General features: G+C 42.6%; 15 protein-coding genes, 2 tRNA genes and 1 pseudogene. 9 read left to right on the top strand and 9 right to left on the bottom strand.

The features are described 5' to 3' along the window. Positions 1-227 (top strand): annotated as a pseudogene (locus F8S12_RS40650) (hypothetical protein); the annotation flags it as partial. Here F8S12_RS40650 and F8S12_RS16505 read toward each other — a convergent pair. The 3 genes from F8S12_RS16505 to F8S12_RS16495 all read right to left on the bottom strand — a co-directional run bounded on the left by F8S12_RS16505 (position 195) and on the right by F8S12_RS16495 (position 1,363). Continuing rightward, positions 195-410, bottom strand: coding sequence for an acetyltransferase (locus F8S12_RS16505; RefSeq protein WP_196517231.1), 216 nt, complete (start codon positions 408-410; stop codon positions 195-197). The pseudogene F8S12_RS40650 and the gene F8S12_RS16505 overlap by 33 nt on opposite strands. A gap of 267 nt (positions 411-677) precedes the next feature. Beyond that, positions 678-986: a DUF3181 family protein gene (locus F8S12_RS16500; RefSeq protein WP_196517230.1), complete on the bottom strand. Its 309-nt coding sequence runs from the start codon at positions 984-986 to the stop codon at positions 678-680. 119 nt (positions 987-1,105) lie between these two features. Then, the gene (locus F8S12_RS16495) at positions 1,106-1,363 is read right to left on the bottom strand and encodes a hypothetical protein (protein WP_196517229.1); all 258 of its coding nucleotides are present in this window, start codon (positions 1,361-1,363) and stop codon (positions 1,106-1,108) included. 124 nt (positions 1,364-1,487) lie between these two features. Here F8S12_RS16495 and F8S12_RS16490 point away from each other — a divergent pair, with 124 nt between their 5' ends. Next, a complete protein-coding gene (locus F8S12_RS16490) occupies positions 1,488-2,180 on the top strand; it encodes a Uma2 family endonuclease (protein ID WP_196517228.1) in 693 nt (230 codons plus the stop codon). A 262-nt stretch (positions 2,181-2,442) separates the two neighbouring features. On the opposite strand, the gene moaC is transcribed toward F8S12_RS16490, so the two are convergent. Beyond that, positions 2,443-2,952, bottom strand: coding sequence for a cyclic pyranopterin monophosphate synthase MoaC (moaC, locus tag F8S12_RS16485; RefSeq protein WP_196517227.1), 510 nt, complete (start codon positions 2,950-2,952; stop codon positions 2,443-2,445). A gap of 34 nt (positions 2,953-2,986) precedes the next feature. On the opposite strand from moaC, the gene F8S12_RS16480 reads away from it, so the two are divergent. After that, positions 2,987-3,060 (top strand) — tRNA-Arg (locus tag F8S12_RS16480). Between the two features lie 47 nt (positions 3,061-3,107). Here the strand turns inward: F8S12_RS16480 and F8S12_RS16475 are convergent. The 3 genes from F8S12_RS16475 to F8S12_RS16465 all read right to left on the bottom strand — a co-directional run bounded on the left by F8S12_RS16475 (position 3,108) and on the right by F8S12_RS16465 (position 6,164). After that, a complete protein-coding gene (locus F8S12_RS16475) occupies positions 3,108-4,337 on the bottom strand; it encodes an MFS transporter (protein ID WP_196517226.1) in 1,230 nt (409 codons plus the stop codon). Positions 4,338-4,431: 94 nt separating this feature from the next. Continuing rightward, the gene (locus F8S12_RS16470; protein ID WP_196517225.1) at positions 4,432-5,445 is read right to left on the bottom strand and encodes a glycosyltransferase family 2 protein; all 1,014 of its coding nucleotides are present in this window, start codon (positions 5,443-5,445) and stop codon (positions 4,432-4,434) included. Further along, positions 5,442-6,164 (bottom strand): C40 family peptidase, encoded by a 723-nt coding sequence (locus F8S12_RS16465; RefSeq protein WP_196517224.1) that lies wholly within the window; start codon positions 6,162-6,164, stop codon positions 5,442-5,444. Before F8S12_RS16465 ends, F8S12_RS16470 begins: the two co-directional genes overlap by 4 nt. A gap of 10 nt (positions 6,165-6,174) precedes the next feature. Between F8S12_RS16465 and F8S12_RS16460 the strand changes: the two genes are divergently transcribed. Next, positions 6,175-7,110, top strand: coding sequence for a serine hydrolase (locus F8S12_RS16460; RefSeq protein WP_196517223.1), 936 nt, complete (start codon positions 6,175-6,177; stop codon positions 7,108-7,110). A 282-nt stretch (positions 7,111-7,392) separates the two neighbouring features. Here the strand turns inward: F8S12_RS16460 and F8S12_RS16455 are convergent, their stop codons facing one another. Beyond that, complete coding sequence (locus F8S12_RS16455; RefSeq protein WP_230968058.1) at positions 7,393-9,039, bottom strand: purple acid phosphatase family protein; 1,647 nt, start codon at positions 9,037-9,039, stop codon at positions 7,393-7,395. 356 nt (positions 9,040-9,395) lie between these two features. Next, a complete protein-coding gene (locus F8S12_RS16450; protein WP_196517221.1) occupies positions 9,396-10,448 on the bottom strand; it encodes a 2-hydroxyacid dehydrogenase in 1,053 nt (350 codons plus the stop codon). Between the two features lie 286 nt (positions 10,449-10,734). Between F8S12_RS16450 and F8S12_RS16445 the strand changes: the two genes are divergently transcribed. From F8S12_RS16445 to F8S12_RS16425, 5 genes are all read left to right on the top strand, one after another. Beyond that, positions 10,735-10,819, top strand: a tRNA-Ser gene (locus F8S12_RS16445). A 163-nt stretch (positions 10,820-10,982) separates the two neighbouring features. After that, positions 10,983-12,194 carry a CapA family protein gene (locus tag F8S12_RS16440; protein WP_196517220.1) on the top strand — a complete coding sequence of 404 codons (1,212 nt, stop codon included), beginning with the start codon at positions 10,983-10,985 and terminating at the stop codon, positions 12,192-12,194. A gap of 701 nt (positions 12,195-12,895) precedes the next feature. Then, positions 12,896-14,269 carry a CmpA/NrtA family ABC transporter substrate-binding protein gene (locus F8S12_RS16435; RefSeq protein ID WP_196517219.1) on the top strand — a complete coding sequence of 458 codons (1,374 nt, stop codon included), beginning with the start codon at positions 12,896-12,898 and terminating at the stop codon, positions 14,267-14,269. Between the two features lie 93 nt (positions 14,270-14,362). Continuing rightward, entirely contained in the window at positions 14,363-15,202 is an 840-nt protein-coding gene (gene ntrB / locus F8S12_RS16430) for a nitrate ABC transporter permease (RefSeq protein WP_196517218.1), read from the top strand. Positions 15,203-15,470: 268 nt separating this feature from the next. After that, a complete protein-coding gene (locus F8S12_RS16425) occupies positions 15,471-17,474 on the top strand; it encodes an ABC transporter ATP-binding/substrate-binding protein (RefSeq protein ID WP_196517217.1) in 2,004 nt (667 codons plus the stop codon). Positions 17,475-17,812 lie beyond the last annotated feature (338 nt).

Below are 17,812 nucleotides of genomic sequence, written 5' to 3'. Positions count from 1 at the left end.
GCTCCCCTGCCCCCTGCTCCCCTGCCTCTTGGTCAGAATCACTCTACCTTCTGCACCAATGTACTAAACCCCTTGCAAAAGTGCTTTTTGCAAGGGGTGTGAAAGGTAAGCATCGCAATCGCATTATCAACTACGAATATCATCAAGTTGAACAAATTTGTTCAATTGGTTTTGGTTCGGTTGAATCTGCCGTGCTAGCCTTTGCCATTTCTATAGTCGGCATCTAACCAACAACGTGGTAAATCTTCACCAGAAGGAAAAACGAGATTTTCTTTTTTAAAAGAATCAGGCTGCTGTTCTTCTTGACCTTCTTGGTCTTGTGCGTGGACTACACCAGAATTCGGGTCGAGTAATTCCTGAATTTCAAGAATTTTTACCAATTCGCCAGTATCTTTGACTTGTAAAAGCATAGAAATTGCCTCAATAAGTTTGCATGAAAATCGAGAGCGAGTTTCAAGATAAACCCGCTCACATCCCAACCGATTTAGAAGGTCGAGATTCCTTAATTGTTAAAGGAAATTTTTACCAGATATTCACACATAAGTTGCTCAAGATTAATCTATGTGTATCTGTGGTTTTTATTTTTATAAAAATGATTCAGCATCTCGAATCTAAAATTGAGTAAGGGAATGCTGACCGGGAAAATTGTCTAATTCAAATAATCTTAGTTTTAGCGATTAGATTTCGCGTTGATATTTTTCTAAAATATCTACTAAGTTAAGCTGGCATTGCAGTGGTAGTAAATCGATTAAAGGAAGTTCACTTCTACCGCCGCCAATTTTTATTGGAATTGATTTCAAGACTTTTGTAACTTGGTCTTGATTTACGGTGTTGGAAGTAATTAAGGGATATAATTGTTCAGCAACGAGGGTATGCAGTTTGGCATTAGATAGATAAAGATGCCATTTGGCAATGTCTATGTAGACATTTTCGCCAATTTCAGCTGCTAGGGCTTCCAGTAGTTCTGTGGTGTTAGCTTTAGCCATAAAAATAACGCTACATTCAGAAAGAGCGAGAAATCTCAAACTTTTTTACATTATTGCTCAATTAACAGGCTGATTCTACTACCACAGGTTACAATCGCCCCAGCATCAGCAGTCTGTCTTCAGGTGGATCTGGGTGGAGTTTCAGTGTAGTTAGCGATCGCAGTAATATAAATCAGATGCACCAACAATATTACTATCCAACTTATAGTCAGCCAAGGCAGCCACTCCCAGGTAGTGCCTTTCAAGATGTGGAAAAACCATAAACTAGAGTTAATAGTAGCAGCGATCGCCACATGCACAGCAAAGTTCATCCGGTCATCGATCTTACGGTAATCAGGGTCTTTGCGATCGGGTTCGCGAGGCCAACGAGGAGGCATAAATATTTGTTACAGATTTAAATACACCCTACTCATTCTAAGGTTTTTGGGGCTGCGGTTGCTATTAGACTACTGGAACCAGTCATAATCAAATTAAAAGTCAAGCTCGGCTGGGTTAAATCCTATGACTATCTTTGGGCAAATAGACTCCGACCTGCTTTATCCTGATAGTGACGGCAAACCAATGGCAGAAAACACAGAGCAGTATCGTTGGATTGTCTTGATTAAAGAGAATTTGGAGATTCTGTTTGCTAATGATGACAATATGTTAATTGTGGGAGATTTGCTCTGGTATCCCGTCCGTTCCCAGCTAATTACACCGACCGCACCTGATGTGATGGTTGTCTTCGGTAGACCAAAGGGCAAACGTCGTTCCTATCGTCAGTGGCAAGAAGACAATATTTCACCGCAAATAGTCTTTGAGATTCTCTCTCCTAGTAACGATGCCAAGGAAATGGATCGTAAGTTGGAGTTTTACGATACCTATGGTGTTGAAGAATACTATTTATACGACCCTGAAAGTTTTCAACTAGATGGTTGGTTGCGGCAAAATAACCATTTGAATAAACTATGGCAAATGGATGGCTGGGTCAGCCCCCGCTTGGGAATTAGATTTGAGACTGGGGAGGGTGAGTTAGTAATTTACCGTTTAGATGGACGAAAATTTTTAAACTCACTCGAACTTAATCAACGGGCAGAACAGGCTGAGTTCTTATTAGAACAAGAACGCCTACGTGCAGAGCAAGAACGCCTACGCGCCGAACAGTTGGCAGCATATTTACGTAGTCTCGGCATTGACCCTGACAACTTACCGTGAATAAGAGGCAGGGGAGCAGTTCTTGCAGGGAGCCGGGGGGAAAGATACGCTCATTTCCCCTGCACTCATGGTTTCAGAGCCAATAAATTTATTTATGCCCAAAAGCAAAAATATTTATTTTGAGATGCGTACGTAGCACGTTCGCCTTTGGTGTCTCGTAGAGAGAAATAATGCCTCCTTGTTTCAACCCCATAAAGAAATTTAGGGGGTTTCCCCCTGCCCCTTTTCCTCTTCGATGACTTAACTGGTGAGATAGTTCACCTTATTGCTCTAGCAGGGAATAATCTCCTGATTTCCCGCCACTCTTACTTATTAAACGAATCGATTCAATTTGAATCGACTTTTCTAAGGCTTTTGCCATGTCGTATAAAGTCAAGGCTGCAACGGAAACGGCGGTTAAAGCTTCCATTTCTACACCAGTTTCAGCTTTGGTTTTAACTGTGGCTTGAATTTGATAACCAGGTAGTTGCGGATCAGGTATAATCTCAACTGTGATTTTTTGCAAAGGCAACGGATGACACAGAGGAATTAAAGTAGCTGTTTGCTTGGCTGCCATAATCCCAGCTAATCTTGCAGTTGCTAACACATCTCCTTTTGGGACATTTCCGGCTTGAATGGCAGCAAAGGTGGCTGGTAGCATTCGCACTTTAGCTGCGGCTACTGCTTGGCGAATGGTTGGTGCTTTGGCAGACACATCCACCATCTGTGCCTGTCCCTGACGATCCAAATGGGTTAAGTTGGCAAAATTAGATGGAAAATTCTCTTGCGTCATTTAGTAAGAACGTGTTAATATAGTTTCTTGACAAGGGTGTGTAGCTCAGTGGACTAGAGCACGTGGCTACGGACCACGGTGTCGGGGGTTCGAATCCCTCCTCGCCCGTTTTTGAAAGTTAGAAGTTAAGAGTCAGGAATTAAAACTCCTGACTCTTAACTTTTCAAGGCATAGGCATCTGGAGCGCGACCTAGTGCAAAGCGCAGGGAATTGGGTAGGTCTTTGCTCGACTGGGTGAGGAAGATGACAAATGCTAGAGAAGTGATTACAGCACCATAGCCAAACATATTTCGGTAGCCTACAAGTTCTGCGATAAAACCCAGAATAGGAGCGGCGATCGCAATACCAAGGTCAAATCCAGCTACGCACATAGCAAAAATCTGCCCCCGTTCCTGTGGCAGTGAGCGATCTGCCATCATGGTGGTAATCATAGATATTACTGTACCACCACCAGCACCTTCAAAAATCGCTGCAACTAAGAAAGCGATCGCACTGTTAGCTTGCCACAGCAGTATCAAAGCTAATATGTAACCTACTATACCAATGGTAATAAATAAACCCCGACCTAAGCGATCGCTTGCTTTACCAGCAAATACCCTGATACTAAAACTAGAAATTGCCGCAGCTGTAAAAAACAGTCCCCCATTCAAGTCCACTTCAGTTGATTTGATGAATAACGACACAAAGGTATGCACAGCACCAGCTGACAAACCAACCAGCAACATGACTATAGTTGGAATTCTGACTCGTGGACTGGCCAGAGTTTGCCAAAAGTTGCCATCGTTCGTCTGAGTTTGCTTCTGAGTCTGCACTGGGGGATTGGTGACTTGGACGATCGCTAAGAGGGCGACAAAACCCAATTCAGCAGATAATAGAAATAACAGCCTGTAACCAGTTGTACCTTCTAAATACCCTCCCAAAGCAGGGCCAATTGCTAAACCAATGGGGGCTGCCAGGGTCATGTAACCAATGATTTCACCACGAGTTTCCGATGGAGCCAAATCTGCAATTAACGTACTGTAGCCAGTGGTAAAAGCAGCAACACTAATACCGTGAAAAATCCGCACCAGGATCAACAATTCAATTGATTGAGTTATTAAGTAACCAAAGGGTGCGATCGCGGCTACTATTGCACCAATTAGCAAGACAATTTTTCGACCCCGTTTATCCGCTAACCGTCCCAGCATCGGGCGAAATAGCAATAACCCAATGGCGAAACTGCCCATGACAATCCCAATTTCTTGCTTGCTTGCGCCTACACTATCAATGTAAAGGGGTAGGGTTGGTAAGAGCGAAGCCACGCTCGACCAGAATAATAAACCTGCCGTAAATAAAATCAGCAGGTTGAGCCGCAGAGGGGCATCAAAGGTGTTAAATGCTTTCAAAGTAGATGCAACTTAATGAGTTTTTTGTCATTAGTCATTAGTCATTAGTCATTTGTTGATGCCCAATGCCCCATGAACAATGACTATTGTTACTTTACTTAACATTTTTTGCTACTACCTCTCGCACGCGATAGATAGGCCGTCCTTGGGATTCATGGTATGTACGCATCAGTAATTCTGCCAAAAGACCGAAGCAAAACAACTGCACTCCAGTTACCAGCAGGAGAACTGCCAAAATTAGCAAAGGGCGATTGCCAATCATCTCACCTAAAGCTAATTTGACAAAAGTCAAGTAAATTCCGATCGCTGTCCCCGAAACCATTGAAATCAAGCCCAACAGCCCAAAAACGTGCATCGGGCGGGTGAGGAACTTTTTCATAAACAAAATAGTTAACAAATCCATCAATACCCGGAATGTCCGCCATATCCCATACTTACTATGACCAAATCGACGGGCGTGATGACGCACGGGCATTTCGGTAATTCTAGCTCCTTCGATGTACGCCAAAGCAGGTAAAAATCGGTGTAGTTCTCCGTAGAGATTCATATCTGCCAACAGTTCTGCACGATAGGCTTTCAGCGAACAGCCATAGTCATGAATATTTACGCTAGTGGTACGGCGAATTAGCCAATTGGCAATTTTGGAAGGAAGTAACCGATTCACAGCACCATCTTGGCGTTTTTGCCGCCAACCACTCACCAAATCGTAACCCTCGTCTAGCTTTGCTAATAACATCGGAATATCAGCCGGATCATTTTGGAGGTCAGCATCTAAAGTGATGATTACTTTACCTATTGCATAATAAAATCCAGCAGCCATAGCCGCAGTTTGACCATAGTTGCGACGCAAAATCACCGCTTTTAAATCTGTGCGGATTTGCGCCTGTTCTTTGAGAAATTCCCCGGAACCATCTGTAGAACCGTCGTCCACACAAATGATTTCATAATTTATCTGACTAGAGGATAAAGTAGATGCGATCGCTTCTAGTAAAAGCGGCAAACTTTCCACCTCATTATGTATCGGCACCACCACCGAAACATCTGGGATCATTGCTGAAATCGCCCCATTTTCCTCACTAGTCCTTTCGGAAATCAACCCACTCCTCATATACCTGTGCGTCCTGTGCGTCTCTGTGGTTCGTAACTCTTAAAAACTCTACCAGCACCTCGCACCTGCTGATAGTAGGACTGACTAACTGCATCTCCCTGTTCCGAGAGAATATCAATCCCAATACCATCCCGTCCCTGATCTTTCCCAGAACTATGGATGTAATAACCATCTGCCAAATAAAGTCCGACATGGGTTGCTTTTTGGTTAGTTCCAAAAAATACCAGATCCCCGGCGGCTAATTCTGCAATCGTAATTGGTTGAGTGAATCCTTCTTGTTGATAGGCATCTCTAGGTAACCAAATACCCACCGAGGCAAAGGCCGCCTGCATTAACCCAGAACAGTCGTAATTCGGCTCAACTGTACCGCCCCAGAGGTAATAATTTGATTGTTGCATCGCTTTTTGGGTAAAAGCGATCACCTCTGCTAGCAGTTTTTTAATCTCAGATTCAGAAAATGTTGCAGCCTGATAATGTACAGTAGCAGATTGTAATGAATCAAAATCTGAGAGGGATATCCATCCTGGATAGTCATCTTCACACAGATAGACCTCAACTGCTGAATTTTGATGATTTGATGTTACCCACAAATGTCGCCCAGATGCGGCTTGAGTTGCCAAGCCTGTACATTCAGGAGAATCATGTAAATTTAGGTCAGCTAAACACTGATACTCCCCTGATTTTGGATTTTGGATTTTGGATTTTAGATTAAAGGACATTATTTAGAGAATGATTTTTTTTAATAAAGACGAACAACTCGAAAATCTTGGTAATGGCATTTTAGATGCAACTTGGGCAGCATTTCCAACCTTAGCCCGTAATCAAATTGCCCTGACTTGGGTTATTTACGATCCACCAGTGCTAGTAAATACTGGTGGGGCGCTGACTCCCAATGCTTTTTGGGAGCACCCAGTTCGTGGTTTTACTTATCGCGGTGTTGAGCGGATTTATCCCGCAAGTGTAGTCAAGCTATTTTACTTGGTGGCGGTAAACGAATGGTTAGAAAAAGGGATGATCCAGCAGCCTTCCAAGGAGTTGGAGCGAGCCTTGCGGGATATGATTGTAGATTCTAGTAATGATGCTACTAGCTTGGTTGTGGATAGTCTGAGTGGTACTACCTCAGGGCCAGAGTTACCAATTGGCCCCTTTGAAACTTGGAAATATCAGCGTGATATTGTTAACCGCTATTACCAATCTTTGGGTTGGGAAGAAATGGAGACAATTAACATTTGTCAAAAAACTTGGGGTGATGGCCCTTATGGACGAGAACGGGCGTTTGTGGGAGAGTTACTGGAAAATCGTAATATGTTGACAACAAACGCGATCGCCAGGTTACTGCATAGTATTGTAGGTGGGGTGGCAGTTTCAAGTGGGCGATCGCAAGCAATGATGGCTTTACTAAAACGGACTCTCAAAAATTTGCCCACTGACGGCGAAGAAGACCAGGTGACGGGTTTTTTAGGCGGTGGACTGGCTCAAAATGCTCAAATTTGGTCAAAGGCAGGTTGGACAAGTCAAGTTCGCCATGATGCCGCATATATTGAATTACCAAATCAGCGCCCCTACCTTTTAGTAGTATTTACAGAAGGTAAAGCCCAAGCTAAGAGTAAGGCTATTTTACCCTTTGTTTCTAATTTAGTTGCTGAAGCGATCGCTAGTCTATAAGAATCCTAATCGCGATTTGGCGTTGCTAAATCAATGGGATGAAATTTTTTTATGTATTGAAATCTAAAATTCCTTATCCTCTCTGCGTCTCTGCGCCTCTGCGTGAGATAAATCATCCCGTAAATATGCAACGCCCGTGATTTTTGTGACCAACATCGCGACTTTAGTAACTAACATCGCAACTTTAGCTACAAACATCACGCTGTTTTAGAAATTAAGAGACAGAATGTAGTCAAAAAGTAGCCCTGAGCTTAAATTAACACCAGTAACAGCTGTACATCCCTACAATTTCAACTTAAACTCATCAAACTTCAATACCTCAGAATCAGGCTTGCGGGTATCAAAGCGATAGCTACTTATCATACCCGTCCCCATATCAAAAATGCTGAAAACCGTAATATCATTACTCGCAATATAAGGCATCGGCTTACCATCTTCGCCCAGCAAGGGGGAAATTGTCGGCAGCATCGGTTCTAAACCATTAGGATCGCCAAGTTTAACATAATCCTCTTGATACCCAATTGGCACTTCTCGCTTTCTGTCCCCCCAAGCAGCACCGTAAGTATTGCCGACATTAGATGTTTCCAGAAAGTGCATTCCACTGGAACTAACAAAGCGGTTCCACAAATGGGAATGTCCATAGAATACCAATTGCACATCAGCCGCTTCTAGTAAAGGAACAACATCGCGGATGATATAATCTGCGTCTTTAGGGTACTCGTAACGCACTGCTTTGATATTATTGTCGCTATCTCGTTCAATTATCTGTGTTGGCTCTGTATAAGCAGGAACTATGTTATCACCCAACGTATGGGGCGGATGATGAAACATCACAACTTTGTATTTTGCTTGTTTAAACTCAGGGCTATTGAGTTCCGCCTCTAGCCAATTGTACTGCTTGCTACCTTTAGCAATTGGCTCATAAATAACCTGTCCATAACCCCAATTTTCAGGATTATTTAAATCCTTTTCTGCTTCCTGATATCTACCCTTATACTTTTCATTAAAGCTGGGAGTCCGCCACATATTCGTAATGTACAGTACCACCAGACGCGCATCACCAAAGCTAACTGCATAATATTTTTTTCCACCCTCTTTACTATTTGGGAGAGTGAAAATTTCTTCGTAGGTATTAGTATTAAAAGAATTATCTATTAAAGATTTGTCTGAGGATAATTTTTGAGCAACTGCACGGGGAATCGGATCATCAAATTCACCGTTTAAACTTCCCACCCTAGCAAATCGTCCCATTACCTCATGATTGCCAATGCAAGTAAACATGGGTGCATGTTGAATTATTTGTCCACCGATGTAAGTCGTCTTAACATCGTTGTGCGTCATTTCATATTTAGCACGACCTTGTAAACCGGGAAACAATGCACCACCTTGATTATCATCAAACCATTCTGAGGCGCGATCGCTGACATTGACCAAATCACCAGCAAACCACACTCCATCCACTCGTCCGATTGTCTCTACCACCTTTTGCAGATTTGCTGCTGTCATCGGTTTTAGTTGATGATCTGAGGTAAGCAAAATTTTTAGTGGTGTACCTGATTTTGGGGTAGCTGCGAGGCTAAAAACATCACTCCTAACACTCTCGTCATCTTCTCGCACACTCATAATCCGATAGTTTACCCGCACACCAGGAGTTAACCCAGTCACCTCAGCTTCATGTCGCCAAATATCACGCTGGACGGGTTTTTGATAAACTTCGCCGTCTTTGGTCTGATTTGCAACTTTTGATTCCTGGTCTTCACGAGTGCGACTGAGTTTGGTAGTATTTGCCTTAGCAGTTTGTTTGAGATTTTCCCCGTAGGTAACTGTGTGATTAACACCAGCAAACTCGGTAAACCAAACTACTCGCACTGAGGTTTCAGTTGGCAGTTGCAAAAATGGGTCGGTCAGTAATTGAGGTGCTGATGTCATATTTGTTTGCCCAAATAAATGCACGCTTACTAGGGTAAAGCATATAACAAGCACAAGCATAGCCACTGAGAGAAATTTACGGCTGCTTTTGCGTTTGAGCATGAGTAGTATACCAAATTTTGTCAGGTGTCCAAGACTCAAATCGGATTTTTGTGTGCGATGTCTACGACGGGCTACGCCTACGCATTTTTGCTAATTCACACTTTTTCGAGCGTTGCTGAATTGAAATACAATTAATGCTATGGATTTTCCTTTGCGTCTTTGCGCGGCAGTCGCTACAACGGGGGGAACCCCCGCAACGCGCTGCCTTGCCTTTGCGTGAGACATTCATCTCTATATTCAGCAACGCCCTTTTTCTATCTAACCAGCACCTTAGCACCAGTTTCTGGTTGAGCGCGAATTTCATTTGGACAAGAACGACCTTGTTCAACATCAGCAATATTAGCAAAAGTTGTCTCTGCAATATTGTGGAGAGCCTCTGCCGTAAAAAAGGCTTGGTGTCCAGTAATAAGTACGTTGGGGAACGTTGTCAAGCGCTGGAAAATATCATCTTGAATGATTTCACCAGACAAATCTTCAAAAAACAATTCCGATTCTTGTTCGTAGACATCCACACCCAAATAGCCGATTTTTCCTGACTTCAATCCCTCAATCACCGCTTGGGTATCAATCAGCGCTCCTCGGCTAGTGTTAATTAACATTACACCTGACTTGATTTGTTTTATCGCCTCAGCATTGATCAAGTGATGCGTTTCTGGAGTCAAAGGACAATGCAGGGAGATAATATCGGATTTAGCAAATAGCTCAGGCAATTCCACATATTTGCCACCCAGCGTCTCCAATTCTGGATTGCGATAAACGTCATAGGCGAGTATGTGACAACCAAACCCCTTCATAATCTGTCCTAAAATCAAACCGATTTTGCCGGTGCCGACAATCCCCACTGTGCGCTCATGCAAATTAAATCCCAACAGTCCATCTATGGAAAAATTACCTTCCCGAACACGGTTATGGGCACGATGAATTTTGCGATTCAGGCACAAAATCAATCCCACGGCATGTTCTGCTACTCCATAGGGGGAATAGGCGGGAACACGCACAACAGTAATGCCCAAGTCTGCTGCGGCTTGTAAGTCTACATTGTTAAACCCTGCACAGCGAAGGACAACTAAACGAGTTCCCCGTGAGGCGAGAAGCTCTAAAGTTGGAGCATCAACTTGGTCATGGACAAATACGCAAACTGCCGGAAATCCGGCGGCTAGGATAGCGGTATCCCGATTTAAACGGGGTTCAAAAAACACTAACTCGTGAGGATACTGGTGTGCGGAGCTTCCCTCCGTTGAGACAGAATTTGCAGCTTCTAAAAACTGCCGATCATAGGCTTTTGTACTGAAGACTGCTACTTTCATGCCAAACCTCAGACTTTATGCTGCACGGTGTTCGAGTACATAATACCTTGGCATTTAGAAGAGCGATATCAGGACGGGCGTAGCTGCAACACCTTTAATCGTTACCAGTCTTAGGGATTGTCATCTATGCAAGCAATTCCCGAACTAAAGCAAAAATTTAGGATTTAGGGTAGAGCGATCGCCTGATTGAGAGGAATGCTATAATTTCATGGGGATATAATTAAATTTTCCTAAATTCACAACATTAGAATCTAAAATAGATATCTAAATGTGTGAATAAATAACTGGAGAGGTGTCCGAGTGGTTGATGGTGACGCACTCGAAATGCGTTTTGGGGAAACCCAACGGGGGTTCAAATCCCCCCCTCTCCGTTTCAAAAACATTGCTGAAAAACATAATCATGCGATCGCAGCTTTGCAAGTAGAGGCGTACAGATGTACACCTCTACTCATAGATATGATATGACATACTAAAATATACATTGCCAACACGGATTTTTAGGATAAACTAATGCCATCGTGTGAGGAGTGAACGATGGCAAATCGTAGTATGGGAAGAGTACTCTCATTTAGTTTGATCAGCATCTGTTTATATCTTGGTATTAGTATAGGAGTCGTGATTCGGCTTGGGCAATCACAGCGATTAAATGCTGCTACTACACCCACCGAACCAGTGGGATTTCCATTAGCCATTCCTGAAGCCACGCCATCAATAATCGAACAACAAACCTTTCCAAATACTATTACTATCAAAGCCGTTGGAGATATTATTCCCGGCACTAATTTCCCTAACCACAGATTACCCCGCTTTCGAGATCAATTATTACCAAAGTCAGTGAGAATTCACTTGCAAGGATCTGATATCTTATTTGGTAACTTTGAAAGTAGCTTAACTAATTATCCCTATACTGCCAAAGATATTAGTCGAGGACAAGTCTTTGCTTTTCGCTCTCCACCTGCGTATGCCCAGTTATTTGCTGAGGCTGGTTTTAATGTATTCAACATGGCGAATAACCATGCAATGGATTTTGGCCCGGTGGGATTCAAAGATACAATGAAAAATCTTGAGGCTGTGGGCATTTCCACATTAGGTCATAAAAATCAAATTCTCTATTTGGAAGCTAACAATATCCCCGTGGCAATGGTCGGGTTTTCTCCTTACGAAATGTATAATTCAATTCATAACTTAGGAGCAGCCAAAGCACTCATAACAGAAGCCAAAAATAAAGCCAATATTGTAATAGTATCAATGCACGCTGGAGCCGAAGGAACGGGGGCGCTACATATTAAGAATAAAACAGAGTTTTTTTATGGAGAAAACCGAGGTAATTCGATCAAGTTTGCCCGAAAAATGATTGATGCAGGAGCAGATTTAATACTGGGACACGGGCCTCATGTTCCGAGAGCGATGGAAATTTATAAAGGAAAAATCATCGCTTATTCTTTAGGGAATTTTCTGGGATACCGGACTTTATCTACAAATGCCGAAACTGGTGATTCAATGATTTTAGAAGTCAAACTCAACTCAGTAGGAGATTTAGTATCAAGTAAAATTATCCCTGTTCGCATGGATAGGCAGGGAATCCCTCAAATCGATCAACGTTTTCGGACTGTGAAACTTATGCGCTATTTGAATAATCAAGCTTTTCCGAAGAGTCCAGTGAAGATTAATAAGAAGGGCGAAATTGTTATACACAATAGTAAATATGGAAGACTTAAAAAAAACAATAATCAGCTACTCCAATGAAAAGGAGTCAGAAGCCATAATTTAGGAGTCAGAATACCCCTAAGGGCTACTGGTACAAAATTTTGGGTTTTTGAGACGCGATAAATCGCCGTCTCTACAAATTTTTTGGTCTTATCTGAACTGTGTTGCTCTATAATCTGCTACGAAGTGTACCAACGCTTATCTTAAATCTATCAAAAGCTAAAAATTATAACTTTGACATTTATGTAAACTTCAAAAAAGAGAAATATATAGATTAAAACTTATTACCAAATCATAGTCTTAATATAATAGTCCTCATAGAGGAAAGTATATAGATTAAAACTTATTACCCAATCATAGTCTTAATATAATAGTCCTCATAGAGGAAAGTATATAAATTAAAACTTATTAGTAGAATTAAGGAAAATAGATAAAGTTTTACTTATACATTCAATCTAATATTTATTTAATAATTATCGGTTAAAGATGAACCAATTTGGCTTGAAAGCCTGTAAACTGATTTAAACAAATAAATAATGCTTTGCGTCACACCAGTTTACAAACGATAACTTTTTGTAAGCTTTTGCTAATAGGTGGTTAAAGTAGTCATTGGTCAAATGGCTAAAATCACGTCACGAACTATAGCTTGATTACTCATTAATAGTGCAAGAAATACTAGATTTTTCTTGCCTTAAATGTCATAGCTATAAAAAGTAAATACTACGTTTTAAGGGGATATTATGACAGGAATTTTAAATCAATTTTCCCGCCGTAAATTTATTTTAACAGCCGGAGCGTCTAGTGGTGCTGTGTTACTTAAAGGCTGTTTGGGTAATCCTCCTGAGAACCTTACTGGTGGTAGTACTCAAGCACAACCAATTGTTCAGCCTGTTGCTAACATTAGCCCAGAACAAGCACCAGAAACTCCTACAATCAAGCTGGGATATATCCCCATTGTGGAAGCTGCTCCCTTGATTATTGCTAAAGAAAAAGGCTTTTTTGCTAAGTACGGCATGACTAAGGTTGACCTTTCTAAACAAGCCTCTTGGGGTGCAGCAAGGGACAATGTAGAAATTGGTTCTGCGGGTGGTGGTATTGATGGCGGTCAATGGCAGATGCCTATGCCCCATTTAATTACAGAAGGTTTAATTACTAAGGGCAATCAAAAAATTCCCATGTATGTTTTGGCGCAATTAATTACACATGGAAATGGAATTGCGATCGCAAATAAGCACCAAGGCAAAGGTATTAGTTTACAACTCGCTGGCGCTAAGTCCCTATTCAACGAATTAAAATCTTCAACACCCTTCACAGCTGCATTTACCTTTCCCCACGTCAACCAAGATTTGTGGATTCGTTACTGGTTAGCAGCAGGTGGCATAGATCCAGATGCAGATGTCAAATTGCTCACAGTACCGGCGGCTCAAACTGTGGCCAACATGAAAACAGGAACAATGGATGCCTTTAGTACGGGCGACCCTTGGCCTTATCGCCTTGTGCAAGACAAAATTGGCTATGTAGCAGCATTAACCGCAGAAATTTGGAAGAATCATCCTGAAGAATACCTCGCCATCAGAGGCGATTGGGTTGATAAAAATCCCAAGGCTACCAAAGCAATTTTAAAAGGAATTATGGAAGCCCAACAGTGGTTAGATAATTTTGATAATCGCAAAGAAGCGGCTCAAATTCTGGCTGGACGAAATTATTTCAATCTTTCTTCACCAGAAATTCTGGCAGATTCATATCAAGGCAAATATGACATGGGTGATGGTCGCAAAATTGATGATAAATCAATGGCTGCTTACTACTGGAAAGATGAAAAAGGTAATGTTTCTTATCCATACAAGAGTCATGACTTATGGTTCATAGTTGAAAACGTTCGCTGGGGATTCTTGCCAAAAGATTACATTGCCAATAATGCCGCTAAGGCTAGGGAACTTATTAACAAAGTCAACCGCGAAGATATTTGGAAAGAAGTTGCAAAAGAAGCTGGTATTACTGCTGCTGATATTCCCACAAATACATCCCGTGGTGTAGAAGAGTTTTTTGATGGCATCAAATTTGACCCCGAAAATCCAGAAGAATATTTGAAGAGTTTGAAAATCAAAAAGTAGAGACGCGATTAATCGCGTCTGTACAAGAGCCAAGAGATATCGATCATTTGCAAATGACCAATAACAAATAAAATTTGAGGAGAATACAGGATCATGACAATAGCCCAAAAGCGCTCTGCAAGTCCTAGATTTAGTAATAGCTTTATATCCAGTCTGCAAAAGCAATTTCCTGAGCTAATACCTCCAACGATCGCAATCGCAATCTTTCTGGTTCTCTGGCAACTCTTCGCTTGGACTCCCGGTGCCACATTACCAGGGCCAATACAGGTTATCCAAGACACTTGGGTTTTGATTTTCTGGCCATTTTATGACCGAGGTGGCATTGATAAAGGTCTATTTTGGCAGATTCTCGCTAGCCTGCAACGAGTCGCCATCAGTTATACCCTAGCTGCGATCGTTGGTATTGGCTTAGGCATTTTGATTGGGGTTAATCAAACAATGTCCAAAGCTTTAGACCCAATCTTTCAACTACTGCGAACTATACCACCTCTAGCTTGGGTACCAATTTCTTTAGCAGCTTTACGACAAAACGAACCAGCCGCCCTGTTCGTAATTTTCATCACCGCCATTTGGCCTATCTTAATTAACACTGCTGTCGGCGTTACCCAAATTCCTCAAGATTACAACAACGTTGCCAAAGTTCTGCAACTTAGCCGCAAAGAATATTTCCTTAATATTTTGATTCCGGCGGCATTACCCTACATTTTTACCGGGTTGAGAATTGCGATCGGTTTAGCTTGGTTAGCGATTATCGCCGCAGAAATTGTCATGTCCGGTATTGTCGGAATCGGCTTTTTTATCTGGGATGCTTATCAAAATAACAATGTCAGCGAAGTTATTTTAGCTCTAGTTTATATCGGTGTTGTTGGGTTGGTGCTAGACAAAATGATGGTTTGGCTGCAAAACAAGATTCTGCCAACAGAACAAAAATAGTCATTGGTCATTTGTAAAAAACTAAGACTAGGGACTGTTTTCAAACTCGAAGATCCCCCCTAGCCCCCCTTAAAAAGGGGGGAAAAGAAATTCTAAAAGCCCCTCTTTTTAAGGGGAGCCAGCGCGGTCTTGGGGTCTCCCCAAGTGGAGCGACTGGCGTGGGTTGGGGGGATCTTCAAAGACTATGGTGTTTAAAGAGAGGTTTGAAAAGATGAGCTAATGACCACGCACCAAGGACAAATAACAAACGACAAATGACAAAGGACTAATGAGTATGTTCGTAGCTGTTGATCAAATTGAAAAAGTTTTTGAATTAACTGGTGGTGGTAAATATATTGCCCTCAAAGGAATCGATCTCCAAATCAAAAAAGGTGAATTTGTTTCGCTGATTGGTCACTCTGGTTGCGGTAAATCCACTCTATTAAATATGATTGCGGGTTTGGATTTGCCTACTGAGGGTATTGTTACCTTAGAAGGACAAAAAATCACCAAACCAGGCCCTGACAGGATGGTGGTTTTCCAAAATTATTCGCTATTACCTTGGCGGACGGTAAGAGAAAATATTGCCCTCGCCGTGGACTCGGTAATGAAAGGTTTACCCGCAAGCGATCGCAAAGCTATTATCGAAAAACACATAGATATGGTGGGTTTGCGTCCTCATGCTGACAAACAGCCGGGAATGCTATCTGGTGGACAAAAGCAGCGAGTTGCGATCGCCCGCGCTTTAGCAATTCGTCCCAAGTTACTATTGTTAGATGAACCCTTTGGCGCGTTAGATGCTTTGACTCGTGGCAATTTGCAAGAACAACTCATGCAAATCTGCGAAGAAAATGAAGTCACGGCTGTGATGGTGACTCACGATATAGATGAAGCGGTGCTGCTGTCTGACAGAATTGTAATGTTGACCAATGGCCCTGAATCCAAAATTGGCGACATTCTAGAAGTGGATATTCCCAGACCCCGCAAACGCATGGAAGTTGTGGAACATCCCAGTTACTACAGCTTGCGGAGTGAGATGATTTACTTCCTCAATCAGCAAAAACGCATTAAGAAAATTCGGGCTAGGAAAACTGCGGACATTGTTCGTCATGGGTTAGAAAAAGTTAACTTAGAAATTGGTTTTTTACCCCTTACCGCCTGCGCCCCTTTAGCCATTGCCAAAGAAAAAGGCTTTTTCACCAAGCATGGTTTAGATGAAGTTAACCTCGTGCGAGAAAGTAGCTGGCGAGGAATTGTCGATGGTATGACTGGCGGTTATTTGGATGCAGCCCAAATGCCTTCAGGGATGCCGATGTGGTTAACATTAGGAGGACATAATAACCAACCTCTGCCCGTTGTCACTGCCCTCACCATGACTCGCAACGGTAACGCTATTACCTTGGCAAAACGCTTTTACGACCGGGGTGTGCAAACATTATCCGACTTCAAAAGATATCTGCTTCACACCCGCGACCAACGCCACACAATGGGAGTAGTACATCCTGCATCCATGCACAATTTGCTGTTGCGTTACTGGCTAGCGGCTGGTGGGATTGACCCCGATGAAGATGTTGACATGAAGACCATTCCGCCAGCACAGATGGTAGCTGACTTGAAAGCCGGAAGCATCGATGGTTATTGTGTCGGCGAACCTTGGAACTACCGCGCTGCTGTCGAAGGTGTTGGCTTTACCATCGCCACCGATTTAGAAGTATGGCTAGGACACCCCGGTAAAGTTCTCGGTGTGCGAGAAAAATGGGCAGAAACTTATCCTAATAGCCACATTGCTTTAACTAAAGCTTTGCTAGAAGCTTGCCAATACTGTGCAAATCCTGAAAATGCCCCAGAGATTCGGCAAATTTTGGCTGGACGGGATTACGTCAGCACCGATTTAGAGTACATCCAACTCGAAGATCCTGATAGTCTCACCTGTAGCTTAGATCATCCATTGCGGGACTATGCTCATCACCAGTTTTATTCCGAGTCTGCTATCAACCGCCCTAGCCGCACCGAACAAATTTGGATTATGAGTCAATTAGCGCGTTGGGGTGACACTCCCTTTCCGAGAAATTGGGTAGAAGTTGTGGAACGGGTATGCCAAGTGCGTGTATTTAGCACTGCTGCACGAGAACTAGGTTTAGATATCAGCTATACTCGCCAACCCATCAAGTTGTTCGATGGCACACCTTTTAACGCCGATGACCCAATTGCCTATCTCAACAGCTTGCAAATTAAACGCGATTTCTCTGTTGCGGAAGTCATCCTTGATTCACCCACAAGAAGAGTAGCTTGATCCAAATTTCAAGCAATAGTAACGGAAACTCGACAATAAGTTATTTAGGACTTATGCAAAAACTCTCTTAAACGAATGGTACTAAGAAAAGCCCAAAGGCTTGTGTCACCTCCTTCCCAGTCTCCCCTCGTCCCCTCGTTCCCAGTCTTAGACTGGGAATGTATTCTGAGAGGCTCTGCCTCTCGTCAAGAAAGCTACGGTGTACACACAAGTCTAATTACCCCCCTTAATCCCCCCTTGTAAAGGGGGGAAACCGGAAAATCTTGTTCCCTCCCCTTTGCAAGGGGAGGGTTAGGGTGGGGTAATTCGAGAACTGGTAGTGATTCGATAACTTGTGT

The organism is Nostoc sp. WHI, from assembly GCF_015714725.1.
In the GTDB taxonomy this organism is placed as follows: domain Bacteria; phylum Cyanobacteriota; class Cyanobacteriia; order Cyanobacteriales; family Nostocaceae; genus Nostoc.
This window is presented reverse-complemented; position numbering and strand designations above follow the sequence as displayed.